Source organism: Desulfopila inferna, assembly GCF_016919005.1.
GTDB lineage: Bacteria > Desulfobacterota > Desulfobulbia > Desulfobulbales > Desulfocapsaceae > Desulfopila_A > Desulfopila_A inferna.
Window position 1 is genome coordinate 1 of the sequence record NZ_JAFFQE010000002.1, and the last position, 26,891, is coordinate 26,891.

General features: G+C 50.0%; 23 protein-coding genes. 8 read left to right on the forward strand and 15 right to left on the reverse strand.

Going from position 1 to position 26,891, the window contains the following annotated elements; all coding sequences use genetic code 11:
- Together JWG88_RS04060 and JWG88_RS04065 are read left to right on the forward strand one after the other, a co-directional pair.
- The coding region (locus JWG88_RS04060; protein WP_205232441.1) for a 2-oxoacid:acceptor oxidoreductase family protein at positions 1-370 on the forward strand (370 nt) is incomplete at its 5' end.
- An 88-nt stretch (positions 371-458) separates the two neighbouring features.
- Positions 459-3,590 carry an NAD-glutamate dehydrogenase domain-containing protein gene (locus JWG88_RS04065; protein WP_205232442.1) on the forward strand — a complete coding sequence of 1,044 codons (3,132 nt, stop codon included), beginning with the start codon at positions 459-461 and terminating at the stop codon, positions 3,588-3,590.
- A gap of 52 nt (positions 3,591-3,642) precedes the next feature.
- Here the strand turns inward: JWG88_RS04065 and JWG88_RS04070 are convergent, their stop codons facing one another.
- Positions 3,643-4,254 carry a hypothetical protein gene (locus tag JWG88_RS04070; RefSeq protein ID WP_205232443.1) on the reverse strand — a complete coding sequence of 204 codons (612 nt, stop codon included), beginning with the start codon at positions 4,252-4,254 and terminating at the stop codon, positions 3,643-3,645.
- A gap of 379 nt (positions 4,255-4,633) precedes the next feature.
- On the opposite strand from JWG88_RS04070, the gene JWG88_RS04075 reads away from it, so the two are divergent.
- Complete coding sequence (locus JWG88_RS04075; RefSeq protein ID WP_205232444.1) at positions 4,634-5,209, forward strand: acyloxyacyl hydrolase; 576 nt, start codon at positions 4,634-4,636, stop codon at positions 5,207-5,209.
- Between the two features lie 153 nt (positions 5,210-5,362).
- Here JWG88_RS04075 and JWG88_RS04080 read toward each other — a convergent pair whose 3' ends face one another.
- From JWG88_RS04080 to JWG88_RS04125, 10 genes are all read right to left on the reverse strand, one after another.
- Positions 5,363-6,142 carry a PhzF family phenazine biosynthesis protein gene (locus JWG88_RS04080; RefSeq protein WP_205232445.1) on the reverse strand — a complete coding sequence of 260 codons (780 nt, stop codon included), beginning with the start codon at positions 6,140-6,142 and terminating at the stop codon, positions 5,363-5,365.
- Positions 6,143-6,232: 90 nt separating this feature from the next.
- The gene (locus tag JWG88_RS04085) at positions 6,233-6,892 is read right to left on the reverse strand and encodes a metal-dependent transcriptional regulator (RefSeq protein WP_205232446.1); all 660 of its coding nucleotides are present in this window, start codon (positions 6,890-6,892) and stop codon (positions 6,233-6,235) included.
- Between the two features lie 14 nt (positions 6,893-6,906).
- Positions 6,907-8,880 (reverse strand): ferrous iron transporter B, encoded by a 1,974-nt coding sequence (locus JWG88_RS04090; RefSeq protein ID WP_205232447.1) that lies wholly within the window; start codon positions 8,878-8,880, stop codon positions 6,907-6,909.
- A gap of 77 nt (positions 8,881-8,957) precedes the next feature.
- A complete protein-coding gene (locus tag JWG88_RS04095) occupies positions 8,958-10,241 on the reverse strand; it encodes a thiamine pyrophosphate-dependent enzyme (protein WP_205232448.1) in 1,284 nt (427 codons plus the stop codon).
- Positions 10,234-11,352 (reverse strand): pyruvate flavodoxin/ferredoxin oxidoreductase, encoded by a 1,119-nt coding sequence (locus JWG88_RS04100; protein WP_205232449.1) that lies wholly within the window; start codon positions 11,350-11,352, stop codon positions 10,234-10,236. Before JWG88_RS04100 ends, JWG88_RS04095 begins: the two co-directional genes overlap by 8 nt.
- A 28-nt stretch (positions 11,353-11,380) precedes the next feature.
- Complete coding sequence (locus JWG88_RS04105) at positions 11,381-11,803, reverse strand: hypothetical protein (RefSeq protein ID WP_205232450.1); 423 nt, start codon at positions 11,801-11,803, stop codon at positions 11,381-11,383.
- A 16-nt stretch (positions 11,804-11,819) separates the two neighbouring features.
- Entirely contained in the window at positions 11,820-12,923 is a 1,104-nt protein-coding gene (locus JWG88_RS04110) for a M24 family metallopeptidase (protein WP_205232451.1), read from the reverse strand.
- An 83-nt stretch (positions 12,924-13,006) separates the two neighbouring features.
- Entirely contained in the window at positions 13,007-15,061 is a 2,055-nt protein-coding gene (locus JWG88_RS04115) for a transglutaminase-like domain-containing protein (RefSeq protein ID WP_205232452.1), read from the reverse strand.
- Complete coding sequence (locus tag JWG88_RS04120; RefSeq protein ID WP_205232453.1) at positions 15,058-16,263, reverse strand: DUF58 domain-containing protein; 1,206 nt, start codon at positions 16,261-16,263, stop codon at positions 15,058-15,060. The genes JWG88_RS04115 and JWG88_RS04120 overlap by 4 nt, the downstream gene beginning before the upstream one ends.
- Before the next feature lie 137 nt (positions 16,264-16,400).
- Positions 16,401-17,378, reverse strand: a complete 978-nt coding sequence (locus JWG88_RS04125) for an AAA family ATPase (RefSeq protein WP_240194280.1) — start codon at positions 17,376-17,378, stop codon at positions 16,401-16,403.
- 362 nt (positions 17,379-17,740) lie between these two features.
- Between JWG88_RS04125 and JWG88_RS04130 the strand changes: the two genes are divergently transcribed.
- From JWG88_RS04130 to JWG88_RS04145, 4 genes are all read left to right on the forward strand, one after another.
- Positions 17,741-18,718, forward strand: a complete 978-nt coding sequence (locus JWG88_RS04130; protein WP_205232454.1) for a TRAP transporter substrate-binding protein — start codon at positions 17,741-17,743, stop codon at positions 18,716-18,718.
- Positions 18,702-19,217 carry a TRAP transporter small permease gene (locus JWG88_RS04135; protein ID WP_240194281.1) on the forward strand — a complete coding sequence of 172 codons (516 nt, stop codon included), beginning with the start codon at positions 18,702-18,704 and terminating at the stop codon, positions 19,215-19,217. The genes JWG88_RS04130 and JWG88_RS04135 overlap by 17 nt, the downstream gene beginning before the upstream one ends.
- Positions 19,207-20,484, forward strand: a complete 1,278-nt coding sequence (locus JWG88_RS04140; RefSeq protein ID WP_205232455.1) for a TRAP transporter large permease — start codon at positions 19,207-19,209, stop codon at positions 20,482-20,484. The genes JWG88_RS04135 and JWG88_RS04140 overlap by 11 nt, the downstream gene beginning before the upstream one ends.
- 430 nt (positions 20,485-20,914) lie before the next feature.
- On the forward strand, positions 20,915-23,008 hold the full coding sequence (locus JWG88_RS04145) for a chloride channel protein (protein WP_205232456.1): 2,094 nt from the start codon (positions 20,915-20,917) through the stop codon (positions 23,006-23,008).
- A 104-nt stretch (positions 23,009-23,112) separates the two neighbouring features.
- Here the strand turns inward: JWG88_RS04145 and JWG88_RS04150 are convergent, their stop codons facing one another.
- From JWG88_RS04150 to JWG88_RS04160, 3 genes are all read right to left on the reverse strand, one after another.
- Complete coding sequence (locus JWG88_RS04150; protein ID WP_205232457.1) at positions 23,113-24,084, reverse strand: hypothetical protein; 972 nt, start codon at positions 24,082-24,084, stop codon at positions 23,113-23,115.
- 426 nt (positions 24,085-24,510) lie between these two features.
- The gene (locus JWG88_RS04155) at positions 24,511-25,047 is read right to left on the reverse strand and encodes a rhodanese-like domain-containing protein (protein ID WP_337833103.1); all 537 of its coding nucleotides are present in this window, start codon (positions 25,045-25,047) and stop codon (positions 24,511-24,513) included.
- A gap of 104 nt (positions 25,048-25,151) precedes the next feature.
- Positions 25,152-25,574, reverse strand: a complete 423-nt coding sequence (locus JWG88_RS04160) for a MauE/DoxX family redox-associated membrane protein (RefSeq protein WP_205232458.1) — start codon at positions 25,572-25,574, stop codon at positions 25,152-25,154.
- A 413-nt stretch (positions 25,575-25,987) separates the two neighbouring features.
- Here JWG88_RS04160 and JWG88_RS04165 point away from each other — a divergent pair, with 413 nt between their 5' ends.
- Positions 25,988-26,317 carry a hypothetical protein gene (locus JWG88_RS04165; protein ID WP_205232459.1) on the forward strand — a complete coding sequence of 110 codons (330 nt, stop codon included), beginning with the start codon at positions 25,988-25,990 and terminating at the stop codon, positions 26,315-26,317.
- A 195-nt stretch (positions 26,318-26,512) separates the two neighbouring features.
- On the opposite strand, the gene JWG88_RS04170 is transcribed toward JWG88_RS04165, so the two are convergent.
- The gene (locus JWG88_RS04170) at positions 26,513-26,767 is read right to left on the reverse strand and encodes a hypothetical protein (protein WP_205232460.1); all 255 of its coding nucleotides are present in this window, start codon (positions 26,765-26,767) and stop codon (positions 26,513-26,515) included.
- Between the last annotated feature and the right edge of the window lie 124 nt (positions 26,768-26,891).

Here is a 26,891-nt window from a genome sequence, read left to right on the forward strand (position 1 = left end):
GATTAATTTCCCCGGGGTCACTCAGCCCAATATTCTGGTGTGCCTGACCCAGGAGGCCTACAACTCCTTTTCGCCGATCATCAGGCCGGGCGGCACCCTGCTCACCGACTCCCGCTACGTGCAGCAGGCCAAAAAGGTCGACGCCAAGCAGCTCGAGCTGCCGATGTACGAGCAGGTCATGGAGCAGATCGGCAAGCCGATTGTCTTCAATATCTGCGTACTCGGGGCTCTGATCGGCCTGACCGGTCTGATCAGGCCGGCATCCCTGCTGGCCACCATCAAGGATCGGGTACCTCCGGGCTTTATCGACATGAATACCAAGGCCTTTGAACTGGGCATGGATATGGGTGCCGAATATTCGATGCGCTGATCAGTGTCTGTCCAGGATTACATTCCTGGACAGACACAATCACTTTAATAAGAATATAGTCTAAAACTACCCAATTAAGGGAAAAACAATGGAAATCCAGCTTGGTTCTTCCTCTTCAACGGGGAGCTACATTATTGAAAAGGCGCAGAGCGTCGGTCTTGACCCCAAGGTGCTGTATGAAGCCGTCATCGATCTCTCTGCAGAGGGACTGATTACAGCAGGCTGTATTAATTTAGCTGCGGGAATTCTGCTGGAAGACCTCGGCCTGCCCAATTATTTCTTCGAAAACATCAGAAAAGAGTCTCTGGGACATCTTCTCTTTTCCATTGCCACAAGCATCAAGATTGTTGACGGCAGGGTCGCCCTGTATGGGCGGGTGGCGCATGTTGACTTTGATCTGGAAGAAACCAATACCATGCAGCGCGTGCGCATCGCCACGGCTGAGACACGCGACAGCATGGAAAGCGTACTCGAGGACCAGATCTCCGGGCACCGACGTGAGTATTACTACAGTCCGGAAAGCAATTATTATACATATATTATCCGCCCCGAAACCATTAAGGATTTTCCCACTGAAGATTATAGCGAATCCCGTTTTCTCTTTAATCTTGCAGGTGATTATGCGGTGACTCCGAAACCAACGCGGAGGCGCTATGAAAAATTTCTGGCGGCCCTGGATAAGTCGGTCATCCCTCTGGTCCAGTTTTTTAATCTGCCGGAAACCGGAGAGAGCAGACTGATGTTCAATTCGGATTTCGAAACGCCTCAGCTTCCCATACTCAGGAAATTGATGGCCGATCACGGGCTCATTCTGCTGCGCGGTTACTGGGAACCATACCTGGCAAAGGGCGAGGTTCAGTCATCAATCTGCACTCTCTATGTTCAGGGTGAGCTCTCCCGCAAGCAGGAGGCCGCCATCACCGAAGACCTGATAGCCTTCCTTTCATTTTCTATAAACTCCATCAATTCATATTATGTTGAGGGAAAGCTCAATTTCCATGAAATGCTCTTTGCCGGTAATGCTATTGATTTCACCCATCTTTTTATTTTCAAGGAAAGCGAAAATATCACTGACCGCGACATCCTCAACAGCCTCACCGGCAAGGATCAGCAGGATGCTTTCGCCAAACGGCTCCAGAGTTCCAATAAGTCTATTTACGGCTCGGTTCTGATTGAAGATACCGCCAGAAAGAATATCGATTTGATCCAATATCTCTATGTCCTCTTTGAAAAACGCTTCAAACCTGGTCTCGCTACCAGGATAACGGACGAAGAACTGCAGAGCAAATGGCTTGAATTTGATAAAATTATAGCCAATCGTTTTATGGACTTCAGCCTCGGCTATGATATTTTCAAGTTCATGTTCAAGATTGTCAGCTGTACGCTGAAAACAAACTTCTATAAACCGGAAAAACGCTCATACGCCTTCCGGTTCAACAATGACATTCTTGATCCTCTGGTTTTCAACCAGTTCGTCTACGGAATCTTCTATGTCAATGGTCATTATTCCAATGGTACTCATCTGAGGGCAGCCGATATTTCCCGAGGTGGGCTGCGCCTCATTCGTGTTTCCAGGGCCAATTATGAGACCGAGCTGGATAATGCAGTTCTGCTCAACTATGCTCTGGGACCCAAGGCTCAGCGCCTTAAACACAAGGATATTTGCGAGAGTGGCTCCAAAGGAGTGGTTGTCCCATATCCTCTCTACTCCAAATATTCCGTCGAGGCCCTCTATGACTACACCGAAGGCATCATGGACCTGATGTTGCTCGATGACTCCATTGTCGACTATTACGGCGAACAGGAGATGGTGTTTTTTGGCCCCGACGAAGGTACCGCACCATTGATGGACGGGGTTGCCATTCGTGCCCGTGAACGCGGCTACAGCTACTGGCGCACCATCACCACCGGCAAAAGTACAGGGATACCGCACGATACCTACGGCATGCTGGAATCCGGCGAGCTTTTCGGTCTTTTTGATCGGGACAAGAAGGGTGTCGACCTGCAGATTGACGGACACTCGGTTCTGCTCACCGACAATATGGAAGAAATTCATAAAGTAATCGGTGGAAAGATCAAAACCAGCGGCATGACCACCAGTGGCGTAATGGGTTCCTTCAGGACCTTGATCCAGCACTACAAGGCCAAGGAAGGAAAGCTCAACCTGATGATCACGGGTGGTCCCGATGGGGATCTGGGCGCCAACGAAATCCAGTGCTACAAGGGAAATATCTGCCTGATCATAGATGGCGGTTCGGTTCTTTACGATCCTGACGGTCTTGACAAAAAAGAGCTGATGAAAATTGCTTTTCAGCGCAATTCCAGTCCACGGCCCAATTCGCTGGTCTTTGACAATGCCCGGCTGGGACCCAACGGCTTCAAGGTCGCTCTCTCCGACAAAAACATAACTTTGCCGGACGGCAGCTTCATCGAGGATGGCGGCATGTTCCATCGCCATTTTCTCTCAAACAGAGAAAACCGCAGATTTATCGAACAGGCAAATATCCAGGCCTTCATTCCCTGCGGTGGTTTTAAAGACACCATAAACAGCAGCAACATCAAGGATTTCCTTCATATTTTTCAGGAGCTTAAATTTATCGTCGAAGGGGCCAACGTCTTTTTTGACGATGCGTCAAGGAGATATATCGCCAACCATACGGCAATAAAGCAGATCAAAGATTCCACCGCCAACAAGGGTGGTGTTTATTCAAGCTCCATCGCCGAAGTCCTTACCGCGTTTCTGTTGCAGGACGACTACGAAGAAGTTCTTCTCAAGGATACAGCGACCCGCTGGGCTCTCATCCGTGATATTATGGAGGGTGTAGCCAGATACTCGCGATTGGAAACGAATATGCTCCTGCAGCTTCACGATCTCCATCCGGAAATTCCGCTTTTCGATTTATCCGAGAAGAGCAGTGAACAGATATTTACCCTGCAGGACCGACTCAATGAACGTATCGAGGAGATCGTCTCCGACGAAGCCCTGGTCTGGTCGGTAATGCTGAGCTATATTCCTCCTACCCTTGTAGAAAAGCAGGGAAAAAATACCATAATGGATATCCTCAACTCTCCTGAGCTGCAGAATTACCGTAATGCCATACTCGGTAAGAAAATTGCCTCCATGGCCTTTTACCGCTTTGGCCTGCAATGGGAAAATTTTCTGGAAAAGGTTTCAACCGATTTTTCCGCCTCCCTGCACGAAGTATTTCAGGAGAAATAGCGCTCCGGATGGCGGCCTCGCTGAAGGTCGCCATCCATATCTTCACTACTCTTCACTTTCCACAGATCGCCCTCAGCCTTTTCCGGCACCATACTGGATCACCGAGGATTTCAGGTGTGCTGAGCACTCCCGTAAAATCTCTTTTTCCGGCAACGCTGTAGTTCACCGATAACGGATTAAAAAAACCATGAAGATAGGGGGCCTTCAGACAGCAGATATTCCCTCTTACGGCAATTTCTTTTATCAGCTCATCGACATTGACAACTTCTTCAAAATACGGAAAAACCAGGGTTGTCGGGGTCTGCGGAAAACAATCAAGATACTTTCGTATCCTGGTGGGATAGAATCCGAGAAAATGGTGAAGCGATTTTAATGAAGAGTCCGCAAGCGCCCGCCACATTGCCGAAGCTCCGGCACTGAAGCCGATGGCGACATTACAGCCCTCCTGGTGCAGGACTTCAAAAATTTTCTTGCTGTAATGAGCATGGCCGCACTGCTCGACAAAGGCGGCATATACCTCCTGCTCGTCTCCAGATCCTGGAGAAGCCGAATTTTCGTAGGGAGAGATAAGGGATACCTCTGCTCCCTGCGAGCGCAGACTGAAGGCAAGCCGATCGAGGCCTTCCTGCTTACCGTAAATGTCCGTTGCAATGCCGATATGCATGTGCTGCCATCCTTTTAATGCCGTTTATCAATGAAGCCAGCTGGTCATGCTGCCTGACTTGAAATAAATCTTTCATTCCCAACGGCAGCAGGCTGCATGGAAGAAGGGGTCTTTCTATAATTTTTTCGATTCGATGGTTTGCTTTCGTGTACTGATTTGATATCATAAAGAAGCAATATCGGCAGCATCCTTTGCTACTGCGCTTTTCCTTTACTGGCAAATTTATCTTCCTGAATATCCTCAATTATAAAAAGAAAACGGTAAAAGAAACAGATCACTTATCCGGCTCCGCTGGTTTAGTATCTTACAATCTGGTTTTTTGGGCGGGGGTTGAGTGCTCATTCTATTTGCTTATTATTGATAACTAAGGAGAAAGATATTGAAAGCAAAACTACTTTCTGTTTTGTCTCTGCTTACACTTACCTGTGCGACAACGCCTGCCGTGGCTTTAGATAAGGGAGTAAGCATCAGTGGCGGCTATGATTTCAAAGATGAAATCACCTTCATCCGTGGTGCGATAAAGGCATCTCCGCAATGGAGGTGGCTGACGGAAGGGAACTGGTATGTTGGCATGCATGTTGATCTTGGCTTCATATATCTCGAAAGCGATGCCGATTACTCGACCGCCAATTTCCCTGATTCACTCGAGGCCATTTCCCTGACTCCGTTATTCCGCCTGCAGCGCATACCATATGACAATGGTATTTCACCCTTTTTTGAAGCTGGAGTGGGAGCATCTTATTTTTCCGAAGACACGCTGCAGAACGGGGATCCGGATGGGACTGAGCTTGGCGGCCATTTTCAGTTTGAGGACATCCTTTCAGCCGGTCTGAGATTTGGGGGATCACAGCAGTACGAACTAGCCCTCAATTATTTTCATTATTCCAATGCGGGCATCTACGACAATAATGACGGCCTAAATGTTTTCGCCGCCACCTTCGGAGTTTGGTTTTAGGGCCTTACTCCCAAGAGTAAGGCCCTAAATAACAGCAACATGGAAACTAAGTTGATTCCATGAATTGGCCCTACGGCCAAGGCACTTACACTCCTCAAGGGAGTACTGTAAAGAGTCCAGCTCCGCTGGGCAGTGCTGAATCCACAGCGGCGGCTATAGATAGATTGTACCATCCATATATTTGACGGCCGCTCCTGTTATGAAAACCCTATCTCCTTCTATTTTGCAGGTGAGCCTGCCACCTCTCCGGGAGACCTGCTCTGCCTCGAACATCTCTTTGCCGAGTTTCCTGGACCAGAATGGCGCCAAAGTGGTATGGGCCGAACCGGTTACAGGATCTTCATCTACTCCAACCTGCGGGCCGAACCAGCGGGAAACAAAATCGGCTTTTTCTCCTGCTGCCGTAACAATCAAACCACGTAAAGGCACCTTTTTCAATAAATTGAAATCCGGCTGTAGCTCACGCACGGTTTTTTCATCTTTGACCAGGACCAGATAGTCATCTGCGGCAGCTACTTCGAGAGGATCGACTCCGAGAGATTCGATGAGACCGCTGGGGGGGGAACAGGGTTCGGGCGGCTGCAGTGGGAAGTCAAGAACAAGGAGATCCTCCTGCCTGCTTACCCGCAGCAGGCCGCTCCTTGTTTCAAATTGGATCGGCGAGGCAGTTTCACCAAGTTCATTGAAGAGAACCCAAGCGCTGGCCAGGGTTGCATGTCCACAGAGATCGACTTCTGCTACAGGGGTGAACCATCTGAGATGGTATACCCCGTTGCCGCCTGTGAAAAATGCCGTCTCCGACAGATTGTTTTCCATGGCAATATCCTGCAGGGTCTGGTCATCAAGCCAGCTTTGCAGCGGGCACACTGCTGCTGGATTTCCCCGGAAAACTTCTTCAGCAAAGGCATCAACCTGATATATTTTCAGCTCCATGGATACCTCCATTTATAAATATTTAGTAAAAAAAATATTACAATTAACCAACATTACACAATCAACAAGTATTTATTCAGCTCCGCTGGGCTAGATCAGACACGATGTTTTCCAGACAAAGATGTTCTTGACGATTTCAGGATCAAGGGCAAGTTCGGTATTTTCATATTTGATGCAGAAGGCAGGCGAGGTCCGGTGCACCGTTACCGTCACTCCAGGATTGAGACCAAAGGAGAGAAGCTGGTGAAGATTGGAGTGACTGCCCGGCTTGATATAGGTGATCCGCCCCTGCTCCCCGGGAACCAGTTCGATCAGGCTGGTTACCGTATTGACAACTTTCGTGGCCTGATTGCGGCAACATTTTCCCGGAGGGATCGGCTTGCCGTCCGGACATACCTCCGGATGGCCCAGCAGCGTACAAATGGATTCTTCCACCTCTTCCTGCAGAGAATGCTCCACCTCGCAGGCAATCTCATCCATCTTGCTTTTTTTGACTTTGAGAATGGAGGTCACCAGTACCTCGGCCAGACGATGCCTGCGTATGATGGCTTCAGCCAGCCCCTCTCCTTCGCTGGTAAAGCGGATTTCCCCGTTATTCCGTAAAATAAGCTTATTCTGCACCAGGTCGTCCAACTCCTTCTCGGTAAACTGGATGGCACAGTTATCTTTAATAGCCTGAATCGATGCCTTGTTTTTCTCTCGGGCAACCCAGATTGCTTCCAGAATTTCCTCGTACCGTTCATGCAACATTTACTGCACCCACCCTATGTAAAGGTTATACCGATTGCCAGACAGACATAATTGACCACACTGCCCAGCAGGATCGCATAAAGAAACACCACGACATTTATGGTTAGACCTGCCTTCATACCTCGTTCCTTGAAAAGAACGATAAACGAATTGATACAGGGCGCCACTAGGGTCATCACCAGCAGGTTCACCACGAGCTGAAGATTTGTATAAATGGGGCGCAGATGCTCCAGCTCTGTGGCTCCACTTTCCCGACGGATCATGGTCTTGATGAAAACCTGGACACTTTTCTCCGGCAATCCCATAACGTGATTAATAATCGGGCCCAGTGTCTTTTCCAGCACAGCCAGCCCTCCCGCCCGCTCGAACAGAAAGACCCCCAGAGACGCCAGGATAAAAACAGGCAGTGCCTCAAGCATGAAAAAGTAGGTCTTGGCCACCGCCATCTTCAAAACCGCCAGCGGTTTAGGCAGCCGCATCGGCGGAATCTCCAGAAACAAAGCCGTTCTGCTTCCAGGCAATATCTTATTGGCTAGGTATCCTGCGATAAAGACCTGGGCAGCTATTATGGAAAAAACAGTGATGGTCGCGGACACCGGCATTTGATTGAGGATAATCAGCATAACGGCAATCAGCGGCGCACAGGGCAGACAGAGATAGAGCAAAAAAGAGGCGATATTCTTTTCTTTTTCAGTATTCAGAACCCGTGTGGTCAGCAATGCCATGGTAACGCAGGAAAAGCCCATCACCAGGGGGATGACGCCCTTGCCGTTCAAGCCCATCTTCTGAAAAACGGTATCGAGCAGAATCGAGATTCTGGGCAGATATCCGGAATCTTCGAGGATACCAAAAGAAATATAAAAACAGAAAATTACCGGCAGCACCAGTCCCAGCGCCAGGAACACCCCGGTAGGGAGGATGCCGAACTCCGGATCCATGATCATATCACGCAGAAACGGACTTTCAAGTCTATCGGTGAATTGTGCAACCAGTGGAAAAAGCATACCTTCGAAGACCCTGGAGTTGAGAGTATCAACCAGGTAGGTGGCCCCAAATTCTCCAATAAAAAAATACATCGCCGCCAACACCAGAACGGCGATGGGAATACCGGTGGAAAAAGAGGTGCACATATCGCCGAACCGCATCAACAGTGAGCTTCTCGAAGGAGGCTCCGTTAGCTGCACCTCGTCGGTGATTCTTCCAGCAAGGATATTGTAGAATTCGGCCAGCAGGTGCCTGGCGTGATTCGGTTCCTCCTGATAGTAGAGATCGACGAGGCACCTGCATTTCCAGACAGCGTCGGCACCATGATTTTCCTCAATATATTTGGCGGCGCCGAAATCTCTGTGGAGCAGCAGAAGGGCAAGTCCTCGTGATGCTATTCTGCTGCTGCCCAGAATCTCTTCCACCTTCCTGATATAGCGTTCAATCGATTCAGGATAGGAAAAAGTGAAACTCAGCGGACGAAGTTCACCGAGACGCGAAACAAGCTCCCGTATTCCCATACCCTCGGGAGCAATCGTGCCAACCACCTCAACTCCCAGAATATTAGAGAGTCTTTCGGTGTTTATTTCAATACCCCGGGAGACGGCTTCATCCATCATATTGATGTTCAGCAGCATCGGCAGACCGAGTTCACCATACTGCAGGGCAATCGCTATCGATCTTTTAAGATTCTTGGCATCCGCAACCAGAATGATACCGTTGATACCGCCGCCGATTTTCTCTGAAAGAATCACCTCGCGGGCAGCCCGTTCATCCTCATTATCAGAAAAAATAGAAACAAGACCGGGGGTGTCGTATACTCGTCCCTTTTCCCCCGGAAGCCGACAGCTCTGAATGGTAACAGTAGATCCTGGTATATTTACCGACCTGATTTTATTCCCGGTAATTCTGGAAAAGATGGAAGTCTTGCCGACATTCATGTTGCCGATCAGGGCGTAGTTATAACCCGGCGGCACATCTTCATCTGAAAACGCTTCTTTCATTCTAACCTGGCTGGTTCCTCTCTTCTCTATAATCGCATTGACTGTCGAGAGCTTCCTGTGCTTTAAATACCGCGAGATTATTTTCGCAGGGTCTCCAATGCGGAATCAATATTTGCCTTTGCAAATCTTTTCCGAATGGCCGTCTCAAGCATCTCAGAAGTTATCACCCTGTTCAGGCGGGCAAGAACACCCAGCGCGGCAAGCGCCCAGTTATGCGAAGCAAGCCCTTTTTCCCTGAAGTCGATACACAGCTTCTCCGCACGACAGGCTGGTAACGTCACCCCCGCGGCATAGATGACCAGGCCGCCTTCATCCATCCGTGAAAAGGCCTGGCGGCGCCGTTTCACTCCGTCATCGGAGATAACGAGTATAATGTCGGGCTTTTCAATGCCGGTATAGCCGATCTCTTTCGGCCAAAGGATTATCTCACTGACGGAAGGTCCCTTGAGCACGGTTATATCATAGTCGTTCTTCTGGGTCGCCTGCAATCCTCCCGAGAGTGAGGCCAGACATAGTAATTCTCCGGCAGTGACTATCCTCTGCCCGGCACTTCCCAGGACGAGAATTTCGCTCTTTTGCAGAGACGGCGGAGTATGCTGCTTTTTTATGGAGAGCAGAGGCTGGGGTTGGGGAAGAGCCTCGGCTGCCTCCCGATAGCTCTTTACATATTCACCACGTTCATTCTCCGCCACGACTCCAGTATACGAACGCATGGCGGCAATTTTTTCCTGTATATTCTTTGGGCTAATGCTGTTTTTTCTGGTATACCTTCCGGGGCAGATCCCCCAGATGTCCATCACCGAAAAACCCTTATATTCAAGAGCCTTGACCATATTGCCGACCAGCTCCTTCTCCAGACCGGAGCACCGCATAACAAAAGGCGCACCGGCAGCCTCGGCCACCCAGCAGATATCCAGCGGTTGTTCGAGCTGGTTGAGAAAACGGGATGAGGTCGTCGCCTCGACCGGGGTGGTTGACGAGTACTGGCCCCCGGTCATGCCGAAGTTAAAATTGTTGAGGACCAGCAGGGTGAGGTCGGCATTTCTGCGGCAGGCGCTGAGAATATGGGCGCCGCCTATACCCATGCCGCCGTCTCCCATGGTCACGATAACATGCAGCTCAGGCCGTGCCATTTTCAATCCCAGGGCGTAGGTCAGGGCTCGGCCGTGAAGGCCATGAAAGGCATGGGTATGAAAAAAGACGTCGAAAAGACCGGAGCAGCCGATATCACTCACCAGAACAACCTGGTTTCCGGCTATTCCCATCACTTCCAGCGCCTGGTCAAGAGCTCGTACAATTCTATCATGAGAGCAGCCCGGACAAAAAACAGGAGGCCTGGCGGTATTGAGTAAACTAGACATCTGCAATGACCTCCCGAATCTGAGCCGGAGTAATAAGAGTACCGTCCATGTGTCCGTAAAATAGCACTTCTTTGTCCTTAAGAACCCTTTCTATCTCATGGACATATTGACCAAGATTCATCTCCAGCACAACAATGCTGCTATATCCTTCGGCCTTCCGGGCAATCAGTTCCTCAGGTACAGGCCAGAGAGTCTTCAGTATCAGCAGGGAAGCATTCTTTCCTTTCGCTTCGGCGATGGCCTGTCTGGCGGCACGGGCAGTGACACCATAGGCGATAACAAGGGTATCGGAGCCCTCCGTCCTGAAAAAATCAAAGAAAGAATATTCACCAACATGTTTTTCCAGCTTGTCTTTCATGCGCTGTCGCTGCGCCCCTATCTCTGTGGCGTCCGTGGTAATGTATCCTTCCTTGCCGTGGGTCGAGGAGGTCTGCCTCACCAGAGTGCTCTCTCCAATGGGGAGAAAATCAGGGACACCGTCTCCTTGCTCCACTTGAAACGGCAGATAGTTTTCAGCATCACCGCTGAACATTTTTCTCTCGATAAGTTCAGGAACCTCAAGGCGATCAAGATCTATACTCTCCCTGGTCAGGCCGATTTCCTTATTGGAGGCCAGAAAAACCGGACAGCGATATTTTTCCGCCAGATTGAAGGCCTGGATAGTGAGAGTGTAGCAATCGGCAACATCGACAGGTGCCAGCACAATTACCGGCAGACCGCCGCTGTTGCCCCAGCGCATGAAGTGTATATCTCCATCAGCACCCTTGGTCGCCGAACCGGTGGAGGGCCCGAGACGCTGGACATTGACAATCACCAGGGGAATTTCGCTGCCCACCGCAAAGGAAATCTGCTCACTGTACAAACTGATTCCGGGTCCGGAGGTTGCAGTCATGGTTTTTCTTCCGGCCATGGAAGCACCAAGACAAAAACCGATTGAACCTATTTCGTCTTCACCCTGCAGACAGACTCCTCCCCGCGGGGGCAGGAGTTCCAGCATTTTGGCAAGAATCGATGTCGCCGGAGTTATCGGATATCCCGCAAAGAAGGTGCAGCCCGAATGCAGCGCAGCATGCGCAACAGCTTCATTTCCCTCTATCAGAGTAAGGGCCATAACTTACCTGTTTCTATTTTCGTTTATTTTATATTTTTGACAGAAATTCTTCCGCCTCTTCCATACTCTGCATATATACCGGATTGTATCCGCTTTTGGTCGGAGTCAGGCGCTGTATCTGCTGCAGGAAAGTCTTTGATTGTCCGGTAATGCGAACAATGCGCCCCACCTCTTTTTCCTGCAGAAAATTCTGTATCTTCAAAAATGTAGCGATCCCGGTGAGGTAGCCGATCCTGCTGTTTCTCATATCGGTAATGACATCGAATTCTCGCTGAAGATCCCCGACACAAAAACGGATATCAGTGTAAATGCTTTCCAGATCGGCTTTCCGAATTGTTCCGACAAGCATCACAATCAGTCTGTTTTTCTTGAGATCAACAGTAACTCGTGATCTTTGTCTCTTTGCCGCCATTTTTTCGCTAATCCCGTAGGTGGTCGGTTTTTCTACCATGGTTGACCGGAGCGCGTCAACCTACCCGGGTAATCCTGCGCGGCAATGTGCTCAGGGAAACTGCGCCTTCAGCAGTTATGAGCACGTCATCCTCTATACGCACCCCGTTCTTCCCGGAGAGATAAATGCCGGGTTCGACGGTATAGGTCATTCCCCCGCGCAGAATCCGGTCATTGCCCGCACGCATGTAGGGCTCCTCATGACACTGCATGCCGATGCCGTGACCGGTGCGATGGGTAAAAAACTGCCCATATCCGGCCTCCTCGATTACCTCTCTGGCGGCCCTGTCCACCTCACTGCAGGCAACGCCGATTCTTCCCGCCGCCCTGCCGGCGCTATTGGCCTGCTGCACGATATCATGAATTCGCGCACTTTCCTCATCAATTTCTCCCACAGCAAAGGTTCGTGTCAGATCGGAAACGTAACCGCGATAACCCGCCCCCCAGTCGATGACCAGAAGATCACCCTCGCATAATTTTCTCTGCGAAGGCCGGGCATGGGGATTGGCCCCATTGGGTCCACTTGAGACAATAGGGGAAAAGGGAAGCACAGCGTCCGAGCCATGCCGAAAAAGCTGCACTATCAGTTCGCCGGCCACTTCCTCTTCCTTCATGCCCAGTCGTATCTGGGGAAGAACGGCCCTCAGGGCGTCCTGGGCAATATCGACAGCTCGCTGCATCAGCACGATCTCTGCGTTATCCTTTGTGCTCCGCAGCGATGCAGTTACCTGCGAACCATCGACCAGCCGGATATTCTCCACGGCCTGTTTAAGCAGGGTATATTCCAGCACCCGCAACTGCAGAGGCTCCACGCCTAGAGTTCCCCCGGCCGCACCACTGCCGGCCAGAGCCTCCGCAAAGATTTTCGGCCACTGTTTCGGATCCTCGTCATAAAAATAGATTTTTATCTTGCCCATTTCCGCGACTTTAGCGGCTTCCAACCGAGGCAGAATAAAAACAGGCATCTTGCCGATAACATAGATGAAGACCACAGGCCGCTCCATCAGATGGAAATCAAGTCCGGTAAAGTAGGTAAGGCTGGGGCCGGCGTTCAGGGCAATCCCGCCCAAATCCGCCGCGGCAAGTTCCCGTTCCAGACCATCAAATCGTGACGGCATCATTGTCAATTGATCCTCCTCAGAAATAATAACGGCTGGTTCCAGATTTCTGAAAGTATGTTACCAGATTGACCGAAGGGCGCTCATTATTTTTTCACCGTGGTGGAAATTTTCATAAAGACCCTGTACGGCAAGGTTCCCGCCGCTATACAAATTTTCCCAGAATCTCTTGTCGATGATGCATCCCCGGTCATTTCATGCAGATTCCTCAGATATTTCTCAGCTCCACGTCGGAGATCATCCTCAATTTCCGCGCTGCTCTCCTCTGGATCAAAGCGTAGCCGGAGGTGCAGACTGTAGAGATATTCGAACTCGTGCAGGTCAACCGCCGCCCATAATCGGGAGCGGACCGCCCAGCAGATAAAGGATTCATTCTTCAGCCTTTCAACTCCGGATGCGGCCAGATTGTCGATTATGGGGGTAAACGGCGTGATAATTCGGGTAAATCTTCGCGACTGCCCGGTAATATACTTTTCTGCGCGATTAAGCTTTATCCGCCGGTAGATTCGAAGGATCAGAAAACCGGTAAGGAGTACAACTATAGTGGAGAGAGGCAGCGTTAAATCCCTGCCGCTGCCGGTTTGAAATACCCTGTATTTGTGAAGAATAAAACTCAAGATATCTTTGAAGCCTTCAAAAACCGAAGCCCGCTCCGCATCCATGGCAAACCACTGTGCCGGAGTGGTATCCACCGCAATCCAACGATCATCGACATAGGCTTCCGCCCAGGCATGGGCATGCCTGCTCCGGACGATATATTTGCCCTCCAGTAAGGATTTTTCAGAAACGGCATAACCGGTGGCGTAACGGCTGGGAATCCCCAGGGAACGGAGCAGCAAGGTCGTGGCGGTGGCATAGTATTCACAGAAACCGCGTTTTTGCAGGAGCAGGAAATTGCCGAGCGGCGTTGCCTGCTGCCCCTTGCCCAACAGGTTGAGAGAATAGCTGAAACCCTCGGCAAAAAATCCCCTGACCGCATCAATTTGAGCCTGAGGTGATGGCTCTGTCAAAGCAAGTTGCTCTCTGACCTGCTCCAGGGCATACTGCTCTTCTTGCGGTACCACCAGGTTTTTCTGCTGCGGAATATCCGTCGGCGCCACTGCAGGATGATGGTCGATCCGATAAATGGCAACCTTGGCGCCGTCGATTATTCTCAGTGAGCCGTTTTTATGCCGTTCCAGTTCAAAAATTGTAGTACTGGCCAGCCGATAGGCCCCGGCGGGAGCGGAGAGCAGCCCCTTTTCCCTGGGCAGGCTCAGCTCAACCGTCAGTGATTCTCCTTCGGTTTCAGGATTCTCGAGAAGTGGCCACTGCTCATTATCCTCCGGCATCAAAAATTCATATCCACCCTGATTACCAAACCAGTCGCCATTTTGATAAACGGCATAGACCGCTTCCCGAAACAGGTACGGCGGCGTCGACTCTGAATCGACACGCATGAGAATCTTGCCGGAGAGCTTCTGCCGTCCAGTATCGCCAAAATTGACATGTGTCCTGTATGGATCGGCGTGCTGTTCACGATAATATCTATAGAGAAAACGGAAAGAGTTGTGCACTACATAGCCATGGCCTTTCTCCATGGCCACGCCGGCAAAAAGACCGAGCCCGAGCGAGAGACCGAGCAATGTCACAAAAAATGGGATTGAATAGGATTTGCTGCGATTGGCAAAAAGCAGCACTGCGATAATGCCGGCCAGGATAACATAAAACCAGAGGGAACGGCTGTTGCCGGTGGCGGCGGCAAAGAGGCATACTGCGGTATAATAGAAACGAAAATCTATTGGCTTATGAGCATACCCTTTTTTCTTCCTGCCCAGGCGGGTGCCTATGGTGATCGTATCACTGGTTGAATAGAGTTGCGCCGCCATCAACGGAGAAAGGATGAGAGGCAGCCAGCCTCCGGTAATCCTGAGAAAGCTCAAGGTTTCGGAGTTCAGGATCACCAGTATTACCGCACCGAGAAAAAGCAGTGATGTCAGATCTGAAATTTTGACAAAGTCTTCTTCTTCTAAACGGTATCGTCTCTTTTCCAGGTTGCTGCCTTCCATAACCAGGAAGAGTAAAATTCCGATTACAGCTTTTTCGCTTTGAAAACCCCAGAAAAGCAGGGCGCTACCTATAAGAAGCGGCGGAATAGTCATATCAGGGCAATCTGCTCCTCGACATATGCGGCCTCGATTATCTTCAAGGGGACATCCAGCGGGATATTTCCCTGGTTCTCTTCAAATGTCTTCAGGTGGTTGACCAGCAGCACTGCCTTTGTCGGAATGGCATGGGAGTGCAGATAACGGATAAGCTCCCGCCGTTCATCATCAAAATCGATGAGAATGACTATCACACCGGAGAGCTGGGTTGCCCTGCTCCGTACCAGAAACGCCAGATCGGCAAAAGACTTGTCCTTACAGGGAGCCGCGGTAGCAAGAATTTCCAGAATGCGCTGGTGATTTCCGGGGTCTCTGCCGCTGCTGCAGGTGATACATTCATTCTCGACGAACAGATAATCAAGCGCCTGATCAGCACCATCCTGCGGCAGCACAATGGATGCGGCAAGAGAAACGGCCTCTTCAAATATGCCGCTGTAGCCTTCCCTGGTGAAGTTATCGAGGACCAGTCCATATCCCGGAAAATATTCATCAAGGTATTGTTTGACGATGGTCTTGCCGATACGTGCAGTCGACTTCCAGTCTATATACTTAACAGGATCTCCGGGAGTATATTCACGCAGGGATACAAATTCATTGGAATCCCCCCGATCATGGGCTGCGGTCATGCCGCCGCGATGATATTTTCGTGAACCTGCAGGAAAGAGCCTGGGAACCTTGTATATTTTCGGCAGGACCAGCAGGCTGAAGGCTTCTCCCAAATGAACATCCCGCCGGCACAGACCGAAAGGATCAAGCCGTCTCAGAATGACGCCATCCAGATGGAGATAGCCTCTTCTCCGGGGTAGCAGGGAGGCCGTGATTCTCTTTTTTTGGTCCGGTGCGACTTCCGGCAACAGATGATCGGCAAGATCAACGGATTTCCCCTTGTTCACCAGCCAGAGCCAGCGATAATACCCCATTTTTCTGTCGAAGATATTGCGTTTTTCTTCACCATCCTCCCTGGAGGTGGCGAACTCATGCCAGTCCGGTAAATGCAGTCGCACCGATTCTCGAAAGAATAGGCCTTTCTCCTTTCTGCCGCCCCGGTTTTCAACTTCAACTGTATATCTGAACTCTCTTCCGGCAATACAGGTAAGGGGCAGTGATCGCCTGAGGCGCAGTCCGCTGGAATAGCGCAGGGTCAGCAGATAGGACAAGAGCAGAACACTTACACTCAGCGTGAATATCTGATAAATCATGGTCCGCTGTACATTTATCCCGAAAAAAAGCCCGATACCGAGAAGAAAAAAAAAGCTTTTTCCCAGCGTGGTAAACCTGGATGAGAACCATCTCTTTAACCGCTCAGTCTTGCTATAGAGCCTATGCAGCCTCCGGTTCATCTTGGTATCTCCACACTTTTCATAACTTCCTGGACCACATCCTGAATCGAAACGCCGGAGAATTTCGCCTGGGTCTGGATCTGCAGGCGGTGGCTGAGGACCGGTTCAGTCGCTTCCAGGATGTCTTCAGGAACAACAAACTCCCTCCCGTCAAAAAGGGCCAGCGCCTGGGCAATTTTCATCAGGGCCAGAGAGGCCCGTACGCTTGCCCCCATAACAACGTTCTCATTTTTTCTTGTGGCCCCTACGAGATCAACAATGTAATAGCGCAGTTCCTCCGAAATCCTCACCGCCGGCAACGCCTCCATAACCTCGAAAATTTCCTCCTCGCCGGTAATCCTTTCGAGCAAATCCAGAGGATGTTCGGTAAGCTGGTCGGATATCACCGTCACCTCTTCGTCCCGGCCGAGATAACCTGGCGAGAGCTTAATCATAAACCTGTCCAGCTGGGATTCAGGCAGTGGATATGTGCCGTGGGATTCTATGGGGTTCTCGGTAGCGATAACGAAGAATGGATTGCTGAGATCAAGTCGTCGCCCCTCAACGGAAACCTGCTTTTCTCCCATGGCCTCTAAAAGCGCGGATTGGGTCCTCGGGCTGGCCCTGTTTATTTCATCGGCAAGGAGAATATTGGTGAATACGGGACCGCGGTGAAAGGTAAAGGAGTTCTGATGATGATTATAAATCGAGACGCCGATGATATCTGCAGGCAGCAGGTCCGGGGTAAACTGGACCCTCTTGAAATCAGTACCGATCGAGCCGGCAAGGGCCTTAGCCAGTACTGTCTTCCCGGTACCAGGTACATCCTCCAGCAGAACATGTCCACCGGAGAAAAAAGCGGCCAGCATCATTTTTATCATGCTGTCCTTACCCCTGATTACCTGTTGAATATTCTCAGAGAGAAGTCTGTAGGTGGAAACCGCCCTGTTCAATCCTGTTTTTTTCATATCCATCCTGAAAAGATTTGTATTCATTATCACCCGCTCATACTACATTTGAGACACCTAGAACCTCCGGGATGGTTAAATAATGTCCGTCCGGGAGGAATGTAAAAAAGACATTATCCATTATACCCTCATTTTCTCCGGGAACAAAATCATGATGACTACATCGCACATCTTCTTCCTTTTCCTCCTCTGTATTCAGGGTCTGTCAGGAGATAATCATTACATTTATTTCTTGACGGGCACTTAGCTGAACGAGAAATGCACCCCGCTTATTACTCCCGTGCCACCATCAATGCTTGACCTTTTTACAGAGCTTTGCTAGGAATCGCCAAGGAATCCTACACAAGCGCAAGCATTTCCGCCAACCTCCGGTAAAGAGGAACAACACCATGAAACGACATCTTTTATTTCTGGTTTTACTGTCCTGTACCCTATTTTCCGCCGGTACTTCTCACACCATGACCATAAAACTCGGAGTGGTGACCAAACCCGGTTCGGCCCAGAACATTGTCGCTGAAAAATTCAAGGAGACGGTTGAAGCGCAGTCACGGGGAGAGATAGAGGTAAAGATCTATCATTCAAGTTCAATCGGCACCGAGACCGAAATCCTTCAGCAGATTCAGATGGGTACTATCCAGATGGGTATTGTAACCGCTGGTCCATTTGATACCTTCGATCCCATTGTCAGAGTGATCAACTATCCTTTTCTGTTTAAAGACCATGACCAGGCAGACGCCGTCCTTGATGGACCTCTGGGCCGGCAGATTCTCGACAGCCTTGAATCCTCCGGTTTCAAGGGCCTCTGTTTTTCTGAAAACGGGTTCCGGAATCTGACTAACGACAAACGACCGGTAAGGGGCCCGGCGGACATTAAAGGTCTGAAGATACGCGTCATGGATTCGGCCTTGCACCGCGCCATCTGGCAGGCTCTCGGAGCCAACCCGACGCCGATGCCGTGGCCCATATACACGGAACTGGAACAGGGAGTAATAGACGGTCAGGAAAATCCCCTGTGGGTAATGGAGGTCTATAAATTCTATGAGGTGCAGCGGTATATGACCCTGACCCGTCATGTCTACTCACCTCATATTGACGTGGCCTCATTGACATGGTGGCAGACTCTCTCAGCCGAGAAGCAAAATTTTTTACAGAAGGCCATGTATGACGCCGCCCTCTTTCAGCGCCGGGAGAACAGAAGCAACAATGCCAGGCGCTTGCAGCTTCTCAAGAAGAATGGCTTCATTGTCGAGGAAAATCCCGATACCGTTTCATTACGGGAGGCGATTGCCGATCTCAAGGAAATAGAATTGTATCAGCAGCCGCAGGTTAAGGAGATGCTGCTCAAGGTTCTTGAAGCCACCCGCTGACCATCTGCCGATGATACGATTTCTGGAGCGCCTCAGCACTCTCTGCAACACCTGGGTCGAGCGGACGCTTGCTGCAATGGGGATCACCATGACCTGTATCGTTGTGGCCCAGGTGTTCAGCCGTTATGTGCTCAACGCTTCACTTTTCTGGTCTGAAGAGATGGCCCGTTATCTCTTGGTCTGGCTGACATTCCTGGGGGCGAGCTGCGCCTATTACCGCAGGGTTCATCCGGGGATCGATATTATCACCATGCGTCTCAAGGGTACGCTCAAAAAGACCTGCAAAATAGCCGTCCACTTGGTTTCACTGGGCTTTTTTGTCGTGATGATCTATCAGGGCAGCGCCTTTGCCCACTTTATCCGCAGCCAGATAAGCCCCGCCCTGGCCATTCCCAAATGGATCATCTTCAGTGTCATACCTCTGAGCGGCATTTTCTTCCTGCTGCATTGTCTGGTTTTCCTTGTCGCGGAGATTGCGGAGAATGACCATGACCACTGAGATACTGCTCATCGGCATGCTGTTTCTCTTCCTGATCAATACGCCCATTGCCATAGCCATCGGTATGGCCTCCGTAACAGCCCTCCTTATTCAGGGTGATTTTTCTTTAATGATAGTTATCCAGAAGCTCTTCGGCGGTACGGATTCCTTTCATTTGCTGGCGGTACCTCTTTTTATGTTTGCCGGAGTGATCATGGCCGCCGGCGGAGTCAGTCAGCGGCTTATCGACCTGGCCAGCTCCCTGGTGGGCTGGCTGCCGGGAGGGATGGCGGCCGTTGCCATAGTTTCGGCCATGTTCTTTGCCGGTATTTCCGGATCTGCCGCAGCGGATGCCGCAGCCGTAGGCGCCATTCTCATTCCGGCCATGAAAAAATCAGGTTACCGCTCGGAGTTTGCCGCCGCGGTTCAGGCATCGGGCGGGTCAATCGGTGTTGTCATCCCGCCTTCGATTCCCATGATCATCTTCGGCTATCTTACCGGCGCCTCTATCGGCAGGCTATTTGCGGCGGGAATTCTTCCCGGCATTCTCATCGGCTGCAGCCTTATCCTGGTTTCCACGCTGATCTCGGTTCGAAACGGCTATGGCCTGCAGTCAGCCTTCTCCATGTCCGGACTCCTGCACTCCCTGAAAAGGGGCCTGCTGCCTCTGGGCGCTCCGCTGATCATCCTCGGCGGCATTCTCAGCGGTATTTTTACCGCCACCGAATCCGCCGCCATCGCTGTTTTCTATGGTCTTATTCTCAGCCTGTTCATCTATCGGGAAATAGGCTGGGGTGAGCTGCCCCGTCTCTTTACGGAAGGAGCCATCACCGCTTCTGTTGTCATGTTTATTATCGCCGCAGCCTCTGTTTTCGGCTGGATTGCCGCCATTGAAGAGATTCCGGCACAACTGGCCGAGCGGCTTTTTCACATCACCGACAACAGGATTTTGCTGCTGCTGATCATCAACCTGATACTTCTGCTGGCCGGAACATTTATGGAAACAACCGCAGCACTTATCCTTCTGGTTCCGATGATAGCAGCGATGCAGCCGATGCTGGGCATCGATATGATCCAGCTTGGCGTCATTGTGGTAACTAATCTCGCCATCGGCATGCTGACTCCGCCCATGGGCATCTGTCTGATCGTCTCATCATCTATCTCCGGTGATCGACTGACATCGATCAGCAGAGCAGTCCTGCCCTTTCTCATTATTCTGCTAATTGATCTGCTGATAATCTCCTTCTATTCACCGTTGACCATGATAATGGCGGACTTTGTCCAATAATTTTGCAGGAAAGCGGATTTTATGGTGACCTCAGTTATGAATGTATTATGCTGATACTAAAATCAACCTTGTTAAATGTGATGGCGTTGCGATAAGCACCCCGTACGGGCCATAAACTCCGACTTCGAGAAATTCCGATCTCCCGCGCTTGCCGCGTTTTCGGCAGACCCTCGACATATTACCTGTATTTCGCGTCTCGTATATCGAACTTTTTATCCTGCCATCTGACATCGCGGCATCTTTTTAGGAGATTATCATTGTGATATTCTCCTAAAAAGGTGTATGTATGCCGCATGCCTATGTTTTCAGGAAGGAATAAAAAGAAAATTTTCCGCATAGAAACTATCTAGCCCAACTGAGCTGGAAGAACCTTTAGACAGATTGTTTTCTGGTAAAAAAACAAGAAAACAACCTGTAAGATTTTTTTATCATGAGTCCCAGACAAAATCCCTTCAGTCGCTTTCTCGACAAAACCGCGCCTCCCCAGGGAATTACCCTTATAATTCTCGCTATTGCCATCGGTGCAACAACTGGCCTGGCCGCAGTTTTTTTCATTAAACTCATTCATGCCATTCAATACTTCTGTTATGCCTTTCTTCCCCACTTATTCCCGGCCTTGGGGTTCTGGACATATCTGATCATTCCAGTCATCGGCGGACTTCTGGTGGGTCCTCTTATCCTGATGGCCCAAGAGGCAAAAGGACACGGGGTTCCCGAGGTCATGCAGGCCCTCATCCTTCATGGCGGCCGAATACGCGCCCGGGTAGCCGCGGCCAAAATCGTGGCCTCCGCCCTCTGCATCGGCACCGGCGGTTCAGCAGGCCGGGAGGGCCCGATTGTTCAGGTAGGCTCCGCTCTGGGCTCCAGTCTGGGACAGATCCTCAACTTATCCGATGAACGCATCCGCAATATGGTGGCCTGCGGAGCAGCTGCCGGTATAGCCGCAACTTTTAATGCCCCTATTGCCGGAGTAATCTTTGCGATCGAGGTGCTCCTCTCGGGTTTGCAGGTCCGGGCATTCGGCAACGTGGTCATCGCCGCTGTTTCCTCGTCCATCGTCAGCAGGGTTTTTCTCGGTACACGGCCGGCCTTCGAAGTTCCCATATATACCATGATCTCGCCGCTGTCCATCCTGCTTTACCTTGCTTTGGGGCTTCTTGCGGCCCTGGTGGGTATCATGTTCATTCGCATGCTCGACTTCTCCGAGAGAGTTTTTGACGGCTGGGATTTCCCCCAGGTTTTCAAACCTGCCGTAGGCGCCTTTGGCCTCGGCTTAATCGGCTTGAGCTACATGTTTATTCCCGGCATCGCCGTACCTGAATCGGTTTCTCAATCGGATAATCCCGTTCTGCAGGCTTTGCCGCATATGTATGGGTCAGGTTTTGAGTTTATCGGAACGGCTTTGCAGGGAGGAGGCGGATTGTGGATTCTGCTGCTCCTCGTTTTTCTCAAACCGCTGGCCACTTCCTTCACTCTGGGCTCGGGCAACTCCGGCGGTGTTTTCGCACCATCGCTGTTTATAGGCGCCATGTTCGGCGGCGCCATGGGACAGCTTTTTGCACTCTGGTTTCCCGGCATTTCAGGTCCTCCGGGCGCCTATGCCCTGGTGGGTATGGCCGCTGTTTTCTCGGCAACCGCCCGGGCACCCCTGACGGCAATGCTCATTGTTTTCGAGATGAGCAACGATTATCTGATAATCCTGCCTCTGATGGTGGCGGGAGTGACTGCCTGCTATTTTGCCCAGTGGCTCCATCCCGAATCAATATACACCCTCAAGCTTTCCAAAAGAGGCATCAGATTCTCCGAAGGCCGCGACATGGATATCATGCAGGGGGTCAGTGTCAGTGAGGTAATGAAAGTCAAGCCGGTCACCATTCATATGGACAAGCCGCTCCCGGAACTGATGGCCCTCTTTCAGAGCAGCAATATTCTCGGCTTTCCGGTAATGAAGGACTATTATAAACTTCATGGAATCGTCACCCTCCAGGATATCCACAAACTCCAGTCCCAGGAGGGCTTTTCACCGAGAGGGATGACTGTCAAAGATGTCTCCATCGAAAATCCGATCACGGTATTCCCCGATGAACCTATCTGGGTTGCCATCCAGAAAATGGCACCGCGGGATCTGGCACGCCTGCCCGTTATCGACAGGGACGGCTCGGGCACTCTGCTGGGTGTTATCAGCAGGAGTGACATTCTGCGGGCCTATGATGTCGGCATTGTCAGAAAACAGCGCGGCCAGATTGTGGAAGGGCAACTTTCCCTGCGCAGCCTCAAAGAAAACGGTTTTGTGGAATTTGTCCTCAAGGAAGAAGATAATTGCAACCGCGCTCTGGTAATGGATCTTCCCCTGCCGCAGACCGTCAATCTGGTATCGGTCAGGCGCGGTGGAAAAATTATTATCCCTCGAGGCCATACCAGACTGCAGTCCGGCGACGTCATTACCGTCTTCGGCAAGCTCGATGACGTCAACAAACTTCAGGACCTGCTCAATTCCTGTGAAATCAGGCGCAGCCCGGAATAACACGCGCTGCATGGAGGTGCCGCTTTCTACCGCCGGCGCCGTCAATAAAAAAACCCGCCTTCAATGAAGAGCGGGCTTTTTTATTGCTTGCAATGTGATGTATTTTAGAAGCGGAATCGCAGTCCGGCACCAACCCGGCCATAGAGGTCGAATTCATCGAGTTCATCAATACCGGAACGGGCTTCAAAAAATATGGATGTGTTAAAGCCGTCGGGTTCACCGAAAATCCGGGAGCCGATATTGACGATAAGATCGAGATCGTCATCCTCTGAGTCGAGATCGCTGTCTCCTCCACTTATCCAGCCCCCAAGCCCCAGACTGAAATATAAACGATTTAGAGAATAATTGGCAAAAACATCGACCAGGAAGGCATCGTCTCCATCTTCACCGGAATACTGCAGCGCGCCGCCAATCATGGGAATAACTGAAAATTGCTCGGTTATCGGAAATTCCATACCAATCCGCGCCAGGAAGTAGTGCCCGGGATCCAGTTGATAAAGATAGCCTGCATCCACCAGGAAAGGAAAACGGCTCGCCGCTACCTGCGGTTCTTCCTCGGGAACGACGGTAACCGGTTCTTCACTCGGCACAACGGGGGCAGGAGCTGGTTGTGCAGCGGCAGGAACAGGACCGATGCCGACTAAAGTCAGATTTCCGCAAACCGGCGGAACTGTAAAGGCATGACGTTGACCATTGTGATCGACGGAAAAATCCCAGCTGCGAAAAGGCTCATCACCTTCCCAGACGACGTCCTTATCTATTCGTACACTTCCCTGCCCGTCCTTGCGGTAAAACATCCATGGGAAAGTTTGCCCGGGCTGGTACTGTACCGTTTCTACTTCCGCATCCGCCAGTTGTGCCATCATCGGCTCATACAACTCCGGATAGCCTGCCTTTGTTAATCCCTCCTGCACATCATCCCTGTTATCAAACAACATATTCTTCATTTCCTCCACCGACTCAATAGGGGAGGAAAAGGGATTCTGACCCAGTTGGCTCAGGGCAAATGCTGAATGCGCAGAGAAAACTGCGACCAAACAAACGAGTGTGAATTGCAGCAGTATTTTCGATTTCATGGAAATTGCTCTCCTCTCTTAGATGGTTTCTAATGTTCTCCTACCCTTTATCCATAATAATGAATAGCTTTAAAAAACACTGATAAGATACATCGGAAATGCAGAATGCTGAATGCGGTAGTCAAGCACTTTTGGATACTTCGTAAATCACGATTGCTGTCAATCAAAAACCTCATTTCCAGTAAAACATACAGCTTATCCCAGAAGATTAAGGTGTTTGATTTACCAACACTATATCATATATTTTGTTAAAAATGTATGAAGGTGAAAAATATATATTACAAAAAATATATTCCGCAGTCTGGACAAAATGATGGAAAAAATACATAAATCGGGAACGGCAACCGGGAACTACTGCTGAGAGAGAGATGGAGATTATTTACCAGCCAGACAACTACCTGGGCCGTCTGGCCGGTAGCAGAATATTTACGGAACTTCATTAATTTTAAAACCTGCCCCCTTCCAGGCGTAGATGCCGCCCGGGTGCCTATAAACATTGGTGTAGCCGAGTTTTCTTGCCCACAGGGCGCCATTGTGGCTGCGAGTACATTTCACAAAACCGCAATAAATTATAATTTTTTTATCCCGATCCGGGCCCAGAAGTCGTTCGAAGTCTTCAGAAGTCTTGTTATCGGTCTCCTCAGTACTCCACTGCTCCATCTCGGCAATGGGGAAGAGAAACTGCTCTGCCGAAGGGATATGGCCTTTTTTGTAACTGGCCTCATAGGGCATTGTATCGATAAGAAGAACATCCTCTTTACTGTTGAGGATCTGCTGCAGCTCCTCTGTCGTTACGATTTGATAGTCTCCTCGCTCGACCTCTCGCAGCAGCTTGACCGCTGCCTCCTCTTTCTTCAGCTCTTCCTTGAATTTATTGGTCCCAAAAGAAAATCCGCTTAAAACAAATGCCGCCAAACATATACACATGGCGGTCGCACTTGATACTCTTTTTACTCTTCTCACTCTGTTCTCCTTTCTTTAAATTTTGTACCTGTTCTGCAAAGAGTTAAAAACCGCAGTTTACCTTGAACCGCAACTGTTCAGCAGCGGCGCTGAATATATATTTTTTATTGAACGGCCCGCCGATAAAGAAACACAAGAGGCGGCAATAAAAACAGATCTCTGAGAAGCGCCATTTTCAATCCTGAAAAGGCCCTGTACTCGGGGTCATTTTTCCCAAAACAACCGCAGTCGATATCCAGCCCCAACCAGATGGCATAGGACAATACACCGATAAAGAGTCCCATCAATACCGTGGTCAACACCAAAGCCGAGTTTTTGCGCAGAAGAAGACCTGCAGCAGCAACAATTTCGAGGAAGGCTATAGTGAATGCAGCCGGCACCAGCATGACTTCGGGCAGTAGACCGTAAGCTCCAATAATTCCGGCAAATTCATCAATGCTTAAAAGTTTGGGTATTCCGGCGTAGAGAAAGACGAGGGCCAGCAGCCACCTGCTGGGCCACTCCATTAGCTGGTATATTTTTGACATGGAGAATACCTCGGTGCTCAACTGACGTCATTATCATTTCATTGCCATTTCAGCAGGTATAATAACGACGGCAACAGAAGTCGTCCAATTGGTTTTTTATATACATAATCAGATATTTATATAAAGAATCTATGAGAACCGGACGATAAGGAACCAGAGAGGGATGATTTCTCATTCCGACAGCTGCAACAGAGGAACGAGGGAGAGTTTACTTTTTGTCGGAGAGAAGATAGACTATTTTCAATCCCGGCATTCAAAAATATAGTGAATGTGTCACATATGTTGGAGTCGCGATAAGCACCGGAACGGGCATAAACTCCGACTTCGAGAAGGCTGGATTTACATCGCTGCTAGTATATCCAGCTTTTTCCAGCCATCTGGCATGGTGGCAACTTCGTACAAAATCATCACATATGGCTGCTAAAAAATCCCATATTTCCATGAGTCATTATTTTTTCATCTTCCTGCTTACCGCAGGATTAGCATTGCTTTTCTATACATTCTTCAACGCTCAGGATGAGAAAATTTTCAGTGGATTACGGCAGATAGCCTTGGGCATTACATTGATCGGGATCGGAGAGTGGATTAATCATCCATTACAGAAATCAGTGACCTACAAAGAGAGAAAGGATTTTATCTTCCAGAAGATCCGTCATAGAAAACGCAATCCCAGCGTTTTGGGCAATCTTTTTGAGATAGGCGGCCTGCTCCTTATCTTTACCGGACTGGCGGACTACGTCTAACCCAGCTATCCTGAGCTCTTTGCAGCACCCCTCTTAAGTCCCTAAGTGAGTTGGATTTGATTCGGTAGCTTGAAAAGCAGAAGAAAGGCACCGACCTAGCTTGAGCCGAATTTACCAGTATGGTAAAAAGCCTTCTGACCGGCTGCTCATCCATTACCATGATTACTTTAGCGATATAATTCTCTCTATATCAGATCAGGGAGATTCTTCCGCTTCATCGCGAAGTTTGGCGAAATCCTGCGATTCGGTAAATTTTTCACTATTGAGCTGATCGATTTCGGCCCGGGTCAAGTGAAACATGCCACAGCTCGGGCAGGTGGCGTCGAATTCTTCGCCTACCGCACGCTCCCGCAATTCATCGATGGTCATATGATCTATATAGCCGCAGGCTCCGGTTGGATTTTCAGCCCGCACCTTTCGTCTCTGCAATTTAGCTGATTTGGTTGTCATAAAAAGCCTCTTTTAAAGTGATTGACCCATCCTTCTACTCAAAGAAGAAAGCAGAGAATACTTAGGTTCAATTGGTCAGGGTATCCAGTTTTTTTCCCTGGGCGTCTATAATAGTCAAGGATAC

Coding starts and splice junctions, on each gene's coding strand:
- JWG88_RS04130 (WP_205232454.1), top strand. CDS start 17,741: ATGAAACGACATCTTTTATTTCTGGTTTTACTGTCCTGTACCCTATTT.
- JWG88_RS04095 (WP_205232448.1), bottom strand. CDS start 10,241: ATGTCTAGTTTACTCAATACCGCCAGGCCTCCTGTTTTTTGTCCGGGC.
- JWG88_RS04140 (WP_205232455.1), top strand. CDS start 19,207: ATGACCACTGAGATACTGCTCATCGGCATGCTGTTTCTCTTCCTGATC.
- JWG88_RS04125 (WP_240194280.1), bottom strand. CDS start 17,378: ATGAATACAAATCTTTTCAGGATGGATATGAAAAAAACAGGATTGAAC.
- JWG88_RS04110 (WP_205232451.1), bottom strand. CDS start 12,923: ATGATGCCGTCACGATTTGATGGTCTGGAACGGGAACTTGCCGCGGCG.
- JWG88_RS04165 (WP_205232459.1), top strand. CDS start 25,988: ATGGCTGCTAAAAAATCCCATATTTCCATGAGTCATTATTTTTTCATC.
- JWG88_RS04120 (WP_205232453.1), bottom strand. CDS start 16,263: ATGATTTATCAGATATTCACGCTGAGTGTAAGTGTTCTGCTCTTGTCC.
- JWG88_RS04160 (WP_205232458.1), bottom strand. CDS start 25,574: ATGTCAAAAATATACCAGCTAATGGAGTGGCCCAGCAGGTGGCTGCTG.
- JWG88_RS04080 (WP_205232445.1), bottom strand. CDS start 6,142: ATGGAGCTGAAAATATATCAGGTTGATGCCTTTGCTGAAGAAGTTTTC.
- JWG88_RS04145 (WP_205232456.1), top strand. CDS start 20,915: ATGAGTCCCAGACAAAATCCCTTCAGTCGCTTTCTCGACAAAACCGCG.
- JWG88_RS04150 (WP_205232457.1), bottom strand. CDS start 24,084: ATGAAATCGAAAATACTGCTGCAATTCACACTCGTTTGTTTGGTCGCA.
- JWG88_RS04105 (WP_205232450.1), bottom strand. CDS start 11,803: ATGGTAGAAAAACCGACCACCTACGGGATTAGCGAAAAAATGGCGGCA.
- JWG88_RS04090 (WP_205232447.1), bottom strand. CDS start 8,880: ATGAAAGAAGCGTTTTCAGATGAAGATGTGCCGCCGGGTTATAACTAC.
- JWG88_RS04170 (WP_205232460.1), bottom strand. CDS start 26,767: ATGACAACCAAATCAGCTAAATTGCAGAGACGAAAGGTGCGGGCTGAA.
- JWG88_RS04065 (WP_205232442.1), top strand. CDS start 459: ATGGAAATCCAGCTTGGTTCTTCCTCTTCAACGGGGAGCTACATTATT.
- JWG88_RS04115 (WP_205232452.1), bottom strand. CDS start 15,061: ATGACTATTCCGCCGCTTCTTATAGGTAGCGCCCTGCTTTTCTGGGGT.
- JWG88_RS04100 (WP_205232449.1), bottom strand. CDS start 11,352: ATGGCCCTTACTCTGATAGAGGGAAATGAAGCTGTTGCGCATGCTGCG.
- JWG88_RS04085 (WP_205232446.1), bottom strand. CDS start 6,892: ATGTTGCATGAACGGTACGAGGAAATTCTGGAAGCAATCTGGGTTGCC.
- JWG88_RS04070 (WP_205232443.1), bottom strand. CDS start 4,254: ATGCATATCGGCATTGCAACGGACATTTACGGTAAGCAGGAAGGCCTC.